General features: G+C 50.5%; 7 protein-coding genes. 2 read left to right on the top strand and 5 right to left on the bottom strand.

The window, feature by feature from the left end; translation table 11 throughout:
- Window positions 1-229: 229 nt before the first annotated feature.
- The 3 genes from H3H32_RS13235 to H3H32_RS13245 all read right to left on the bottom strand — a co-directional run bounded on the left by H3H32_RS13235 (window position 230) and on the right by H3H32_RS13245 (window position 3,622).
- Window positions 230-2,311 carry a CehA/McbA family metallohydrolase domain-containing protein gene (locus H3H32_RS13235; RefSeq protein WP_182463157.1) on the bottom strand — a complete coding sequence of 694 codons (2,082 nt, stop codon included), beginning with the start codon at window positions 2,309-2,311 and terminating at the stop codon, window positions 230-232.
- Window positions 2,312-2,403: 92 nt separating this feature from the next.
- Window positions 2,404-3,282, bottom strand: coding sequence for an alpha/beta fold hydrolase (locus tag H3H32_RS13240; RefSeq protein WP_182463158.1), 879 nt, complete (start codon window positions 3,280-3,282; stop codon window positions 2,404-2,406).
- Window positions 3,266-3,622: an MmcQ/YjbR family DNA-binding protein gene (locus tag H3H32_RS13245; protein ID WP_182463159.1), complete on the bottom strand. Its 357-nt coding sequence runs from the start codon at window positions 3,620-3,622 to the stop codon at window positions 3,266-3,268. Before H3H32_RS13245 ends, H3H32_RS13240 begins: the two co-directional genes overlap by 17 nt.
- 170 nt (window positions 3,623-3,792) lie before the next feature.
- Here H3H32_RS13245 and H3H32_RS13250 point away from each other — a divergent pair, with 170 nt between their 5' ends.
- On the top strand, window positions 3,793-4,257 hold the full coding sequence (locus H3H32_RS13250) for a formylglycine-generating enzyme family protein (protein WP_182463160.1): 465 nt from the start codon (window positions 3,793-3,795) through the stop codon (window positions 4,255-4,257).
- A 434-nt stretch (window positions 4,258-4,691) separates the two neighbouring features.
- On the opposite strand, the gene H3H32_RS13255 is transcribed toward H3H32_RS13250, so the two are convergent.
- On the bottom strand, window positions 4,692-10,652 hold the full coding sequence (locus H3H32_RS13255) for a choice-of-anchor Q domain-containing protein (RefSeq protein ID WP_182463161.1): 5,961 nt from the start codon (window positions 10,650-10,652) through the stop codon (window positions 4,692-4,694).
- Window positions 10,653-10,952: 300 nt separating this feature from the next.
- Window positions 10,953-15,140, bottom strand: coding sequence for a hybrid sensor histidine kinase/response regulator transcription factor (locus H3H32_RS13260; RefSeq protein ID WP_182463162.1), 4,188 nt, complete (start codon window positions 15,138-15,140; stop codon window positions 10,953-10,955).
- 482 nt (window positions 15,141-15,622) lie between these two features.
- Here H3H32_RS13260 and H3H32_RS13265 point away from each other — a divergent pair, with 482 nt between their 5' ends.
- Window positions 15,623-17,083 (top strand): TlpA family protein disulfide reductase, encoded by a 1,461-nt coding sequence (locus H3H32_RS13265; protein ID WP_182463163.1) that lies wholly within the window; start codon window positions 15,623-15,625, stop codon window positions 17,081-17,083.
- The last annotated feature ends 48 nt before the right edge of the window (window positions 17,084-17,131 follow it).

Consider the following 17,131-nt stretch of genomic DNA (forward strand, 5'->3'; position numbering starts at 1 on the left):
GGATATTCTGTAGCCGGAAGTTTTTCAGTCTAATCCGAATATCCCCGCTCCGGCGGCCCGGTCCTGCGTCGGGATGACAAAAATCACTCAACTCTTATCCTTTTTCAAAATCCTAAACAGGTTCATTGACAAATAAGCTGCTTTAAGCTTCATCCTGGCGTCGGAATGACAAAAAACAATCTAGATTTTCTTTACTCTGTCCCTTGGTGGTTAAAATCCGCGCGACTAGTTAATGTGTTAGCCAAACCTGCTGCGTGAAAGCACCATTGACGGCCGCATCCCAAAACTCAACTCGTACCCAGGTTCTATTTTTGAGATTCGTTGTAAAGTTAAATGCCTGTTTGCCAAAGGGTAACGTATTCGTTAAATCAATCCGTTCACGAAATACCTGCTTGCCATCACCGGATATAATTTCAGCAAACGTTAGCGGAAATGTCCAGTTAACATTCAGATTGATCGTTGCTTTTCCATCGGCAGGCAGTTGCAGTGTCTCCCCCGCCCCTTTGCCGTTGACCGTGAATTTGGGTAGCATAATTTCACCCGTTGTTACGAAGAATTTCCCCTGCTTCATCACATCCAGAACGGGTTGCCAGCCTTTACTGTATTCGGGTAGTTTATCCAGTTGTAGGTAATTGACATTCAGGTGGGCGTAGGTTTCGTTCTCTGGCTCCATCGAAAAAATGTCCGACTCAGCGATGACGTGTTTTTTCAAGCCCCAATTGGCCATATCGTCCATCAGGTCTAACACCCGTCGACTCAATCTTGGCTCCGACAAATCGGCGGGAATATTTTTCCAGGCGGCCCCAAAAAAGTGGTCGGATTTATAGAATTCTTCGTCTCTGTATTGATCCGGGAAACCTGTTGATCCTTTCGTTCGGGCGTGGGCTGTCCAGGCAAGGCCATTTTCGACCTGCAGAAGCTTCAGCATATCGTTTTTATCGGCAATGCGATATACTTTTCCGTAGGTTGGATCGTCTGTTACAAATGGCATATCAGGCTTTCGGGACATAATCCAGTACACCGGCTTTGGAAAGAAGTCCAGCCAGTGCCCTCCGAAAAAATTGTTAGGTTCTTCTCCCGGAAGCAGCAGAAAATCACTGTCAGAGAGTCGTTTGCACTCACCGAAAAGCGTTTTGAGTTCAAGTAATCGCTGATCATCAGGCCCTTTGGGGTGTCCCGGTCCATGAAACTCGGCCAGATGCACAATATTGACACCAGCGTTTTTGAACACCTTCACAAAGTTAGGCACTTCGGGCACCGGCTTTCCCGCCAGCACCGTGTTCATGGTATGCTCGTTGTGAAAGTGGCTCGACATCGTTTTGTATCCTGACACCACCGGGTACTTGTCGTTGTGCGTGAATCGCTTGACTTCGTCAAGAGCTTTAGCGGGGGTATCGGCGCTCAGCAGGCAGAAAAAGTTTAGTCGTTGCTGGGTTCCTGGAGGGGCGTTGACCCAGGGAACCCAACGTCTATCACCCATTAAATCCTGCCGGATACCAATACCAAAATCAGGAATCAGGCTCCGATACTTGGTCCCATACCACGTAAAATCAAGGTTGTAGGCTTCATCCAGCGGATAGAAATACTGGTGTGGTGCGGGAAAAACGGCCAGACTTCCGCTCTTGGTAACGCCAATAATTGTTCGGTATTTAACCGCCTGGGCTTTATTAGGCAGATTCAGGTCAGCGGCAATACTCTGCATATTGTTGTCCGTATCGGCCCAGGCCAATGTGTTCCACACAGGCTGCTTCGTCACTAATCCTGCGTCGTACAGAATGGCCGTTGAGTCCACTTCGGTGGCCATTACGGCAGCCACATTAATCAATGGGCTACCTGCATACACTGTAATTTCAAGTGCCCCACTAAAGGTAGCCGCTTTTACTTCTGAGAGCCGCACTACCGTCCGTGTGCCGATGGTTTTGACGCTGGCAGCCCGCTTGGTCAACTCAACCGCGTAGGATTTATGGGGCAACTTATTGGTCTTGTCGAAAAAGATATTCCAGCCATTTTGAGAGACTAAATCCCGCTTACCAATAGTCAGCACGAAGGCAGGGTCCAGCTCTTTCACAATCTCATGAACTTTGCCTTGCTGGGTTAACTGAATGCTGCTGAAGAGTGGTTTTGCCTGGTTGAGATTGAGGACAAGTTTAGCCGTTTCTTTCCCCTTGGCAGGCCAGCTTATCACCAAACTGTTTCCCTGACTCGTTACACTCGTACCACTCTTTTTCTGGTAACCAGACAAATCTACCGGCAGTTGTGCGTGAGCAACCTGGCAAATCAGCCCTGCTAAAATCAATAGCCGTAGCTTCATAAATCGTCTCCGTTTTGACCCACATAAGGGAATCATTAGGAGAATCTAATGCAGAAACTTACTGAGCTGATAATCGTACTATTTGCCAAAAGCTATTGAACAAACGCTCGTAGTCGATTAGCCACCTCGTCAGGAGCCTCTTCAGGTGCGTAGTGACCGCTACCCGGAATAATTTGCCCGCTAACATTGACTAACCCACTTTCTCGAAAACCCGTCAGATAGTCTTCAATAGTTCCGTATTCATGCTCTCCTCGCAGGTACAGCAGGGGTGTTTGAACGAGTTCTCCTTTAGCAGCAATATTCTCCTTTTCATCCTGTCCAAAGGCTCGATACCACTCAAAACCAGTATGAAGCGCATCATAACTGGCATAGGCTTCGGCATACGCATTCCGGGCCTGCTCGTCGATCTTATCGGGCTTCGCGGAGATGGTGTTGAAGAAATAATCGAAATAGATGCGTTGTTTCCCCATTACCAACGCTTCGGGCAAATCGGGAATGGAGTGAAAGGGAAAGTGCCAGATGTGCGGATTCTGTTTCACTAAATTCCAGGGATCAACTCCTGGAACAACGACATTCATAATGACCGCCCTGGCGAGATCGGTTGGGTATGCCCGCAAAAAAGCATAAGTAACCATACCTCCGAGATCATGCCCAACTAAGGTTACGTTCGTCAGTCCTAGTTCGGCAAGTACACCCTTTACATAATGAGCAATGGTGAGTGTGTCATTAGTCGGAATTTTTTCAGACTCGCCAATCCCCGGCAAATCAATAGCCAGCGTGTAGAATTCATCAGCCAGAGATGTCATCACATTTCGGAATGCCAGCCAACTTTGGGGAAAGCCATGTAAAAACAATACAGCGGGTTTGGTTGCTTGCCCAGCCGAAATCACATGTATAGACACGCCATCTACGGTTACTTGATTGTGTTGAAATGACGGTTCAGGGCGCGTCTTATCAGAGTTGGTCGTCATAATTTGGTCGGACTAGGTCTGCCAACTTCTTCGGTGCGACTTCACAATAAGCAGCCATTAGAGCGTCGAGCAGCGTTTCTTCGTTTACCTTCTGTAAACTGACCAATGTCCATCCCTGTTTTCCCCATTTATTAGGCACTGGATAGATAACCGTCCGATCAAATGTTGAGAAAAGGTCCTGATCAATTTCTGATAATTTCAGACAACACCGATTTTCTTTGGCATTGAGCGTTACAACAACCTTCTTTCCTACTTTAAACGACGTTTTGTCGAAGTGAGGCCCTTCGGTCATTTGGGGAAACGACAGGGCCATTTCCCGGAATCTCTCGATCTCCACCATGAGTTAACGCGTATTCAGTTTGTTTTCAGAAGAACCTGTTCTGCGATTATAAAATTTCATTCTAATCACAAAGATAGTTGAGGACCCAGACCAAGGATTAGATCACTGGATGTCAAACAATTAAAATTTCGATGATCCGTTCTGCCAGTAGAACTAAATCGAATTATATCATGCCATCAGCCCTCCTTGCCTTAAGCTTCTTCTATTACTCAGTTACGAGTGCTCAACCCATCGTTGATCAACAACCAGTATCAAATAAAAACTGGTCAATTTTTCTTCAAGCTATTCACAACGATCCAGCTTTGTCTAAAAAGCTAGGTCAGTCAATGACACCTGATCAGTGGGGTAAGCAGCAAACCAGCCCTAAAAATCAGGACGCTCCTGTGGTGGGCGTAAGTTGGCATCAAGCTTTAGCGTACTGCGAATGGCGTAGCGTAACGGCTACCTATTTACTCACGCACGCAAAAATAGCTCCTTATCAAACCATGCAGATGGCAAATGCATCTGCCAAGACGCTGGTTACCTATCGTCTTCCCAGTGAACAGGAATGGAAAAAATTCGCTAGTCATTTTACTAGTAAAGCGAATTCGGGTATAAGCTTTCACTGCGTTCGTTCTATCAAAAGAGTGGCTTAGTATTTATCATTCTCGCCGGGTAAAACCCAGCGCAGCTCATCCATTCTGTGTTTTTGCGCCGGATTTTAACCCGGCAAGAATGATAAATCTACAGAACACTAGTTCATTCCTTTTGCTCCAATAACTGCTTCAGTGCCTTTTTCCCATCCTCGTTACTGGGGCAGAGTTGTCAATTTGCATTTTGATCGTCGCCATCGTTGCGCGCTTATTGTCAAAATCAACTCGACCTATTAACGGTTGATGTCTTACCCGTACTGCTGAGTAAATCTAAAAAAACGAACCAAATTCGTCACATGGGTTTGTTATGCCTTATTAGTAGATGATTCCCAACCCACCTTTGTGAAAGCCGTCTCACTTATGGGAGGGTTTATTGAGAGGCCCCACTTTGTGCCACCTCAATAAACCCTCTCACTAGTCCTCTTTTATAGAACATCTCACAAGCCCGTTATAATGCGAGCGTACACATTGTTGGCTAAATTGCCATCATACGTCATGGTCAGATCATCGGCCACATTGACCGAGATGCTGGCCGTACTGCCTGAATTCGCACTCGTTCGGGTGATGCTAAAGCCTAGGCTCGATTCGCCCCCACCGTTAATAAAGGCTCCTGAATTCATTGTCAGAGTCATTTGCCGGGCCGACAGTGAATTGGTTATTGTCCACTGGCTGTTATCGACTGGGACGATACTTCCCCCTGATACCTGGATACTGGTTAGACTTGAGGCAAACGAAAGCGTATAGCCGATAGGGGCGGTGATGGTAATGGTCACATTGCCTGATGAGGTGGGCAAGCCCCCCACTTCAAACACATTGACCAGAAAGTTACCCACGCTGCCTGGGGCAGCAAAGTTGGCCTGGGGTAACTCCAGAGTCACCGTCAGGTCCGCCCCACTCACCGCCACGCTGGCCGTAGCAGTACAGCCTGTTGGATTGGTTAGTGTTACGGAGTAGACGCCACTGGTTGTTACCGAGATTACCTGGGTAGTGGCACCGGTTGACCAAAGAAACGTCCCACTTCCTACGGCTGTCAGACTCACTAAAGGGGTGGAGTTGGTCAGTGTGGCACTGGATGGGCTGATGCTCACCGAGGCCGCTATAACGTTTTGGCCCACCGTCGTGCTAGTAGTGCTCACACAGCCATTTGCATCACCCACGGTAACTGAGTAGGTGCCTGGACTGCTCACCGTGCGCGTGTTGCCACTTCCCGGCACTAGCTGGCCACTACTATTGGTAAAGCTATAGCTGGCCCCGCCCGAAGCCGTCAGCGTCACGCTGGTCTGTGTGCAGGTCAGGGGGCCGTTGTTGATCAGACTTGCGGTAGGTAAGCTATTTACGATCAGACTCGTAGTGGCCGTCACTACCTGTCCTCCGCTGGTCACCGTGAGCGTAAAGGTTTGTACACCCGAACCAAGGGCTGTTTGTACGACACTAAAGGCGGTTGCTGTCGTCGGGCCTGGACTGACAACCGGAGTTCCCCCATTGGAAAGCGACCAGTCATAATTGTTCGTTATGTTGCCTATCGTAGCCGTAAAGGTGATGGGGCTACCCGCGCAAACCGACTGAGAACTAGCCATAAAACCCGTAATGGTGGGAGTTAGTGACGCAGCCGGATTAACCGTCAGGTTGTAAGCTGTGCTGGCTACTCCCACACAGCCGTTCTGGTCCTGGGCACTCACCAGCACCGAGTAGCTGCCCGCTACCGTGGGGGTGCCACTCAACACGCCCGTGCCCGACACACTCAGGCTGGCTGGCAGGTTACTGCTCACTACACTGAAGCTGTAGGCCCCACTGCCACCACTGGCCGTGAACGACTGACTAAAGCCCTGCCCTGCGGTAGCCGTGCTGACAGCCGGGTTGGCCACCGTTAGCGTGGTGGGGTTGCCCTGGTACTCATAGGCACCCCGGTCAATGACTCCGTTGTTGTACTGACGGGCGTTACCGGCCAAATCCGTAGCCGGACCACTCACCCCACTATAGGCCTGATTGCTGCCCGTGTTGATAGCTGGTGAGCAAGCCGCCAGTTGAGTGGACGTCGTGGAGGCAAAGGGCGAGACGGTGGTGGTCAGGTTGTTGCCCCCATCGGTGTAGCCCGTCACGCCGGGCTCGAACACACTGTAGCTGGCCGACAGGCTGGCTCCGTTTGTCAGCACAAAGGTGTTGGCACCCCCGTTGTTGAACAGCACCGAGTTGACCAGTTGACTCCTCGCCCCATCCGCATACACCACGCGCCCCTGGGGAGCCTGGTTGCCCTGGAACGAACTGTTAGTCACCAGCAGATTACCCTCGGCATAGATAGCTCCGCCCTGCACAGCCGCCCGATTGTCTATAAACGAACAGTTGATTAGACGGGTACTGTTCGTATTTAACCCTAAAGCTCCCGCACGACCATTGGTAGCCGTATTACTCACAAAGGACGTATTAATCAGGGTGGGTGAGGCATTCAAGTTGTCCACAAATACGGCTCCACCCTCATAGCCGCCACTACGGTTACCGCTAAAAACGCAGCCGGTCAGATCGAGCGTCAAGGCTTGACTACCACTACCGCCCAGATAGATCGCGCCCCCATCACCTGAAGCCGAGTTACCCGTAAAGGAGCAGTCATGGGCCACCAGGCTAGCGCCACTGGCGAAGTAAATTGCCCCGCCATCGTCATCAGTGACGGAGTTGCCCACAAACTGGCAGCGGGTAAGGACGATTGAACCCGCGGTGAAATGGAAAATCCCAGCAGCTGCACCCGATGTATTGTTCTGCACCACACAGTCTGTCATCTCCAGTTGAACAGTGGCACCACTTACGTTATAAATACACCCGTAGTTAGAAATAGTGTTATCCCGGAAGGTACTACCCGTAATCGTAAGCCGAATGTTGCCCTGATAATTTTGGATAATGCCCCCTCCAGAATCGGTTATCTTGCCATCAAACAAGCTACTGGCTATGGTCACGCTACAGGTACCTGTGTTGCCCAACGCAGTACCGTTATTACTTGTCCCGCCATCGCCAAAGCGGCAGTTGGTGATGCTGAGGTTACCGTTTTGGTTGTAGATGCCCCCCCCTGCATTGCTGCCATTGTTCTCCACAAAGTAGCAGTTGCGAATGGCAGGGCTACTCCCTACATTGTAAAGCCCTCCCCCTTGGTTACTCCCAATGGGGAGGGCATTGGAGGCATTACCCCGCGTGACGACAAAGCCATCCAGCACAGCACTGGCCGTGAGGCCCGGCTCACTTCGCACCACATGAGCGCTGTTGTCACTGGTATACCCCGAATCGCCGGGTGTGCCAATATCGCCCGAGAGGGTGCTGCTGGAGGGTTGCCCCGTGACGGGGTTGACCGCCGGTCGCTGACTTACCGCTGTTTCAACCCCTGTAAAGCCGCCGTAAATGGCTATGCCCTCTTTCATTACAAAACTAATATTCACATCGGTTCCGGTGGTGGGTTTGTAGATGCCCTGAGCCACCCAGACCTGAGCCCCACAATTAGCGGCTGTGTTGATGGCCGTTTGCAGGGCCGTACCGCTGAAGGCATTGGTCCAACTGCTGCCATCCTGCAAACCCGCTCCGGTTTGGGTCACGTACACCACCGTCCCGCAGGGCAGAGCCGCAGAGTTCACCGTCAGGTTGTAGGCCGCGCTGGCTACGCCCACACAACCGTTCTGGTCCTGGGCACTCACCAGCACTGAGTAGCTGCCTGCCACCGTGGGGGTGCCACTCAGCACCCCACTAGCCGACAGACTCAGGCTGGTGGGTAAGTTGCCACTGACCACACTAAAACTGTAGACTCCACTGCCGCCACCACTGGCTGTAAAACTCTGGCTGAAAGGCTGATTGGCCATAGCCGTCGTGACGCTGGGGTTACCTACGGTTAGGCTGCTGGGGTTATTCTGATACTCGTAGGCGCCCCGATCGATGACACCGCCGTTGTACTGGCGAGCATTACCAGCTATATCTGTAGTTGGCCCATTCACTGCGGTATAGGCCTGATTGCTGCCCGTGTTGATAGCCACTGAGCAGTCCCGCAGTTGGGCACTGGTGGCCGACACGAAGGAGGAGCCGGTGGTGGTCTGGTTGCCCGGTCCGCTGGTATAGCCAGTGGTGGCCTGGTCGAGCAGACTGTATTGAACGGTTACGTTGAGCACCGAATTAGCATTCGCTTTCGTAAAGGTGTTCGCTCCTCCGGTATTCCACAGCACACAGTTTGTAAACCGGATGTCATTCTGAGAAAGCCCATTCGTGTTCGTGGCAACAACTCCTGTTGGAAGGTTCAGAAACGAACAGTTGATAAATGCGGACTGATCAGTGGAATTAGCCTGAGATAGGATAAGAAAAGGGAAACCGGGACTGTTCACGTTATTGGCAATGACACAATTCACAAACTGGGGAGCAACCACTGGTGAAACACCCGAAGAATAATCATTTCCCTGATTGAATACCAGTGCAATTGGGTTGTCACGGAACACACAGTTTATGAAACTGGGGCTGGTAATTCCCCCTTTTATAGCCGTGTTAACTACAGAAAGACTGCTATTATTACCAGTAAACAACAGGTTCCGATACTGCGGGCTGCTCTCACTGCCGAATTGTAATTCGGGCGAGGTTTCATTTGTATTGCCATTACTGTTGTTCATGACGGCTCCAAATGATGAACCCGAGGTGGGCGGGGTGATAACAACTCCATCCAGAATAGCTGTGCTGGTGAGCCGACGCGTGTTGTAAATAAGGAAATAGGAATTGTTTGCCGAAGTACCATCGCCATCGACATCTGCTGAAAGGGTCGTTGAGGAAGGGTTGCTCAGGGTGATAGGAGGCCGTTGACTTAGGTCCGTTTCGGTGCCGTCAAAGCCCCCGTAAATGGCCACATCCGGCAGCATAGAAAAAGCATCATTGAGGTTGAGACTCGATCTTGGCTTATACGCCCCCCGGGCAATCCAGATCTCGCGCAGACTACCCAGGCAGGGGTACTTTAGCGCTGACTGCAAATCCGTAAAGGCATCCTGCCAGCTCACCCCCGTGTTGGCCCCACTGGCATTGGCTTTCACATACAGACGGACCACGCCCGGCTGGCCCACCGTCAGGCTGGTCATCGCCGTGGCTGACTGGCCACCATTGCTCACGGTTAGCGTATAGGTCTGTACACCGGAGCCGCTGGCGGTCAGACTCTGGCTGAAATTGCCGGTAGCTGTACCAGACAGTGGACTGCTGCCATTGGTCAGGGTGTAGTTATAACTGCTCGTGACGTTGCCCACTGTAGCCGTGAAGGTGACGGGACTACTGGCGCAAACCAGGTTCGGACTACCAGTCAGGTCCGCGATGGCAGGCGTTGGCGACGCCGGATCGCAATAAGCTACTCCTCCGTTGGTAGCCGCATAGATAACATCCCCGGCCACGTATACCCCACTCACGAAGTTATTTCCTAACCCGTTGGCAGTCGTGTAATTGGTAAACGTATTCCCCCGGTCGGTAGAGATACTCAGTCCGCCCTGTACGGCTGCGTAAACCGTATTTCCCAGCACAAACACGCCGTTAGCCGGATTGCTCCCACTGGCCAGACCCAGGCCACTGTTATCTTTGGTTCGGGTGGTAAAGGAAGTACCGCCGTTGGTGGAAATGCCCAACCCAGCGTTCACGGCCGCGTAGACAGTGGTGCTACTGGGTCCCGACACGGCATACACCCCATTTACGGTCGTGGTGATCAGGCCATTGGTCCGGTTAACGAAGGAGGTGCCCCCGTTAGTCGAGATGCTCACGCCACTATTCGTGGCGGCATAGACGGTCGTACTGCCAGGCCCCGATACCGCATATACGCCGTTCACGGCATTACTACCCAGGCCGTTGCTGGTTGTCCGGTTAACAAAAGTCGTCCCACCGTCGGTTGACACGCTCAGGCCACCGTTTGTGGCGGCATAGACGGTCGTGCTGCCGGGGCCCGACACCGCATATACGCCGTTTACGGAAACACTGCCCAGGCCGTTGGTTCGATTCGTGAAGGAGGTGCCCCCGTCGGTCGAGATGCTCAGGCCACCGCTGGTAGCGGCATAAATAACGCTGTTTAGTACAAATACGCCGTTGACCCGGTTATCTCCCAGGCCACTGTTGCCAATAAGACGGTTGGTGAACGTACTGCCGCCATCGGTCGAGATACCCAGCCCTGAGTTAGTGGCTGCATACACACTCGCGCTCGTGGGACCGGCTACGGCAAAAATGCCATAAATGGTGTTGCTGGCCAGACTACTATTGGTGACGTCGATGGTAGTGTACGTACTGCAGGTGGGGCCGTTCTGAGCAAAGGTTGCTAACTGGGTGCTGAAGCACAGCAGGAGAAGCAAACTAAACCGGTGACGTAAATGATTGGCAGGTCTAAACAACCTAAAAAGAAGTAAAAATGGGTAGTCGTTTTTCATAACAGGTAAGCGTTTGGTTGACGGGTATCCCCGGCAGTGTTACCACCTCCTCGGGATTGGCCCCTTTGCCTGGCAAGTAGCGAAGGGGCGTATTGAGCCGCTAGCCCATTTGTTGCATCCAATAGCTTATTTGTTGCATGCACAAAAAAACCGTTAAAAATGGGTTCAGAAGTAGGCGATCAATGGGGGACATTTTTTGCCGCCGTGCTGAATCAGGTTCAGACTGCTATGAACCTATAGGCCAATCAAGTTGAACATTCTCCGAATACCAACCCCAAAAACAGCTGAGTCGTACCTGATTTAGTCGTCTTTCCGGCTGGTCGGCACGTCCCTGACCAGACCGTACTGAGAGGGCAGCACGCCATAGCGTTCCTGGAACACTTTGGCAAAATACGACAGGTGTTCGAAGCCCACGGCGTAAGCAATCTGCGTGATACTCTCCTGACCCAGGGCCAGCAGCTCGGCCGCTTTGGCGAGTCGAATATCCCGGATGAAGTCAACGGCGGTCGTATTGGTCAGGGCTTTCAGTTTTCGATAAAGCTGCGCCCGGCTCAGGCCAATTGCATCGGCCAGGGCCTCAACGCCAAAGTTCGGGTTACTCAGGTTTTGATTCACCACGACCGTCAGCCGGTCGATAAATTGCTGCTCCACCTGCAACAGTGCCGGTTCAGTTGGCCTGAGCGGTTCGGTGCTAAGGGGGGCTGATCCGGACTTACCAGTCGTAAACCGTTGGTAAAGGCGTTGCCGCTGCTGAATCAGATTGCGCACCCGAGCCTGAATTTCGGCCTGGTGGAAGGGCTTAGTCAGGTAGTCGTCGGCCCCCAAATCAAAGCCTTCAATGCGGTCTTCCAGCGTCGCTTTGGCCGTGAGCATCACCACCGGAATATGGCTGGTGGCTTCCTGCGTTTTCAGGGCTTTACAAAAACCGAAGCCATCGAGCCGGGGCATCATCAGGTCGCAAATAACGATATTGGGTAGGCTTGCGGTGGCTTTTTGCAATCCCTCCTCCCCATCCTGGGCTTCGAGGATCTGGTAGTCGGCGGCAAAGATGCTGTGGATGTAAGCCCGGATATCGGCATTATCGTCGATGATGAGCAGGATATTGTCGGTGGTGGGCGTTGACGTCTCCGTGTTTTCCAATCCTTCGGCTTGTGTCTCTACAGGTCGCGGATAAGGGTTGGCGGTTGGGTGCGTCTGTGAGGATATTGACCGAGGAGAGGAGGCAATGTTCACCTCAGGGGTCGAAGCCGGGGGCGTCGTTTTCGCTATCGGCAGCGTTACTATAAACGTAGTGCCAACGCCTTTGGTACTGGAAACGTCAATATGGCCATCCAGCACTTTCACCAACTCATGAACCAGAGCCAGCCCGATGCCCGTGCCTTCGTAGGGCCGGATGTTTTTTCCATCGACCACACCAGAAGACCCCTGGTAGAACCGCTCGAAAATATGCGGGAGCTTGTCAACCTCAATGCCGACACCGGTATCAGATATTTTGATAATTAGAGGAGTATACGCCTGCTCCGGATATTGCACCGTCATACTGACGGCTTTATCTGCGGGGGTGAATTTAAAGGCGTTGCCCAGCAGGTTAGTCACGATCTTCTCCACTTTGTCGCGGTCGAAACTGGTCCATTGTTCGTATACATTCTGGCTAAAGGTGAATGTAATCTGGCGGCTTTCGGCCAGCGAACTGAACGAACTGGTCAGCATGCGGAAGAAAGCGGCCATGTCACCCGGTTCAGTTTCGGCCCGAAGCTGTCCGGCTTCGAGTTTACTTAGGTCGAGGAGTTGGTTGATCAAACTTAGTAGCCGGTTGGCATTTCGTTGGAGCACCGAAAAACGGCTGTCATGGGTGTAATCCTGGGCCATTTGCTCTACAGGGCCCAGAATCAACGTCAACGGTGTGCGGAACTCATGGGAGATATTCGCAAAAAACTGCGTTTTGAGGGCGTCGAGCTCAGCCAGTCGACTCGCTTCTTTCTGTTCAAAACTAACCTGTTGATGTAGTAACAATCGCTGTTTCTGGAAACGGTACAATTGCCAGCCAACAAACGAAAGTAGGCTAAGGTAACCTAGATAAGCCCACCAGGTGCGGTAGAACGGTGGATGGACCTGAATGCGAAGTTTGACCGGTTTACTCCAGTTCAGCCCATCGGCAGACCCGACCATCTGCAGCGTGTACTGCCCACTGGGCAATTGGGCGTAATTGGCAAACCGATTCGTACCGGCCTCCACCCAGGTCTGGTCGATGCCCTCAAGCCGATAGCGATAGCGGTTCTTGGCCGGATTGGTAAAATTCATCACCGCGAACTCCAGCGTAATTAAATTCTGGTTGTGCGCCAGGTCGATATGGGTGGTATTTTCGACACTTTGACTTAAAATTCCGTCAGCTCCCCCCACCGTTATGGATTCACTATTGATTTTCAGGTTAACCAGATGGGCTTGCGGAGGAGCCCCCGCTTTACCCGCTACATCCTTCGCCCGAAATGCTGTCAGCCCATTGACCCCACCGAAAAGTAACTCTCCAGATGCCGTTTTGAAGTAAGAGCCCGTGTTAAACTCATCATCCTGGAGGCCATCGGCTTTGGAATAGGTGCGAAACGTGAATGTTCTCGGGTTAAACTGGGCGAGTCCCCGGTTGGTACTCATCCAGAGGTTATTGAATTCGTCGGTCAGGATACCATAAACGACTTTGTTGGGCAAGCCCTGCGCTTCCGTAAAATGGCGAAACTGTCCCGATTGTTTATCAAGCCGATCTAATCCCCCGCCTTTGGTACCGACCCACAGGTATCGGTTTGGTTCGTTCGGATCATCGACTGCACTCGATACAACATCATGGCTCAGGCTCAGCCGATCCGTAATGCTATTTTTGTACATAGCGAAAGAAGGGTTGATCTTGTTCAAATCAGCTCTAACCAATCCTCTGGCCGTACCGATCCAGAGCGTACCCGCCTGGTCAAAATATAAGGCACTCACTTCTATTTCAGCTCCACTTTGGGGAAGCAGGTGCCCATAGCTAAATACCGCGAAGGTTTCCGTTTTGGGATCGAACTGCAGAAGTTTACCATTGATGGCTCCAATCCAAAGCCGACCCGCCTGATCTTCCACCGTCTGATTAAGATACGTCCCAAACGCAGTTTTGGGAGGAAGCTTGTAGCGCATCAGCAATTGCCCAGTGGGTGCGTACTTGAGCAATTGATGTATTTTTTTATTGTAGTCAATACTTGACACCCAGAAAAAACCGGCTTTACTCTGCATCAGGAAGTTCTGCTGTGGGCCGTTTCCCGAATTCGCTTTAGCCAGGAACGGAACAATTCGGTTGTTGGCCTGGTCAAGCTGAGCATAGGATAAGAAGTGGCGAACAAAGGTGCGCCCTAGTTGGTCCTGATAGAGATAAGTAAGGGATCTAGTAGGCAAAAAAGCCTTGAATTGATTGATTTTTGGATTAAATACCCGTATCCCATAGCCCATTGTGCCGATCCAGATCGAACCTGTCTGGTCTTTCATTAAGGTTGTCAGGCCAATCGCGCCGGGCGGTATAGCAGTGAATGCATTATTTGCCGTCAAACTGTCCTGCGCAAAAAGTTGATCGGGCGTCATGAGCCAGAGGTGCTCCAAGGTGACCACCGCTACCGTATTGGCATCGAGAAACTCCACCAGCGCACCGGTGGTTACACCGGGTAAGCTTATTACTTTATGGCTTCCCCGCCACCAGCCGTGAATATGCTGTTGTCTAGTCGAAAACCAATAGTCACCTTGGGCGTCATCATCTCCCAGGTTCCAGTCGCTCACCGCCAGGTTGGGTGGGCGATTTACAGGTCGCATACCACTCATGTGTCGCCAGTTGATGGCGCACATACCATAGGTGGTTCCAACAGTGGCTGTGCCATCAGGTCGGAATTGGATATGGTGTGCTGATGCATTGGTTGCCATTCTAGCCAGCGTAATGGAGTTAAACCGGGCCTGACTCGTAAAATTGGCCTTATCCGGGAAGCTGGTTTTCAAGTGAGCAGGCAGCGTAATTCTAAAAAGTTTGTCCTGATCCGTGTTCACCCAAATGTTGCCATCCAGATCTTCCGCCAGCAAACGTACTTCATGATTGCCTGCGCCGGGCGAATTTGTATCGCGAATGTCGATGTGATAAAACCGCTGGGTTTGTGCATCGTAGAGGTTCAGCCCCTGGTTGAGCGTACCCACCCAAAGGCGCCCCCGCCTGTCGATCAACAGGGCTGTACAGGTATTGTCTGAGAGGCTGAATTCATTATAGGGATCGTGGGTGAAGACCGTGAAATTGTGACCATCGTAGCGGTTGAGTCCGTCTTTGGTGGCTATCCATATAAAGCCCTTATAGTCTTGTTTAAGGTCGTAGATCATACCCTGCGACAGGCCATCTGAAATAGTCAGTTCCTTCCAACCTTGAGCCTTAGGCTGGGCAAAGAGGCTAAATGGAAAGAAAATAACGAAGAGTAGAAAGGAAAAGGTACGCATTGACTAACGAATTGACCCTTAAAATACGCAAATTTGATCATATCCGATTTACTCAATATGCTTGAGTGATTAAATCCAGGGATTAGCCGAGGTTTATCCTCATTCACCTTACAGGGACCATTCGTACCGGTTGTTATCCATTGAGTTGGATCGTATGCTACGGAATTGGGTTGACAGCTATTAAAACCATAAAGCCAAGCACAACTAAAAACTGCCCGTTTACATGCCAAATAAATGAAGGGGACATCTGATTATTCCTTTGTCCCAGTTAGGAGCGTTTTTGCGAGGTTGAGCTATTGTAAAGCGGCCAATACAATTTATTAATGCGTTCACTCACTTCCCAATCCCACAACGCTAGGGGGCGGATACAGGGGGATAAAACCACCTGCCTTTTTAGAAATAGATAAGATAATGCTACTGTTAAACTATATTTTTAGTTTATATTTGATCTTCCGTGTTACCTCACTTAATCTGGAGCTAAAATGAAATCATTACAGACTGCTTTCATGCTCGTTTTTAGTTTAACCATCTGTATGGCCCAGTCTAAAGAAGCATCGCTTCCGAAACTGAATCTAGCCGGGGTGCTTACTCTTCACATTAAGTCAGTACCACAAGTGGAAACTCTTCCTATAAAGTTAGATACCTATCATAGCTTCCCCCAGTATGATGTAAATTCGGTTCGAGACTCCATAACCGTTGACCGAAACGAGATTTATCTAAACAGCCCATTCAGAACGGTAGGCCACTCTTTTCTTACGATTGCCGATTCCACCTATCAGATACTTGGGGCTCCTGGGGATACAATTCATCTACTCATTTTAGCTAAACGCGGGGAAAACCCTACTCAGTCATTTATCACATTCGAGGGTAAAAACAACGAAATTCAACAGTATTATCAAGCCAAGACACGACTACTGAATGCCCCCCTGCAAACTTGCATGAATGAAGGAATGCGGGCTGCCAATCTCGTTCCTTTTAAGAAAATGATGGATGAAACCTACCAGAAACAGGATCAGTTCTGGATGGATTATCAGAAGAAGAACACCTTACCCAATTGGTTCAAAACGTACGAAACAAACGTACTGAACTATTCAGACGCCTGGCTTAGGGTGTATATGGTTTGGTACCAGACCGAGTATCAAAAGAAAAAACAGGTGATTCCGGCTTCCTATTACGAGTTTAATAGTCGAATCAAGGTGAAGAACCTGACGGCGTTGTACCAGTATGACTATCTGCGATTTTTGCGGGAACACCTCTTCTGGCAGATACGCCAAGCCGAACCAAAACCTTCATCACAAGCCCTGATAGATTACGCCAAAAAGGAATTGGGGCAAAACGCGAGTTCTTTTTTTGAAATCTGGGAATTGAGCGGCTCAGTAGATAATCCCAATTGGGTTGAGACAAAATTCAAAAAACAATTTCCTGCTCAGTACCAATACTTGGTTGATTACATCAAACAACGCGCCACTAGCAATGTGAAGCTATTACGGTCAGGTGATAAAGCACCCAATTTCGCATTGGTCAATGCGACTGATTCGCTGATCACGCTTAGTCAGTACAAAGGTCAGGTGGTCTACCTAAGTTTCTGGTTCACGACCTGTGGGGGCTGCATTCAGGAAATGCCCTATGAGAACAAACTGGTTGAGCAGTTTAAGGGTAAACCCGTCAAAATTGTTAGTATCTGCGTTGGCACACCAGGAGCGGCCGATAACGAACAATTGCTCAAATGGAAAGCGGCATCGAAACGGTTTGGGCTAAAAACCATTGATCTGTACGCTAACCGTGCCTGGACCAAAACATTGAGTGAGAAATACATCGTGAGCGTCTACCCGCATTATGTGTTGATTGGCGCTGACGGAACGATTATTGAAAACTTCGCCGAGCGACCCAGTCAGGGCATTTCCGCAAAAATCGAAAAAGCTCTAGCCGCAGCGGGCTACTAAAGATTATAATTTGATGTAGGCAGTCTTCAACTAAGGTTGTAACCGAAT

The sequence above is a fragment of the Spirosoma foliorum genome, assembly GCF_014117325.1.
In the GTDB taxonomy this organism is placed as follows: Bacteria; Bacteroidota; Bacteroidia; order Cytophagales; family Spirosomataceae; genus Spirosoma; species Spirosoma foliorum.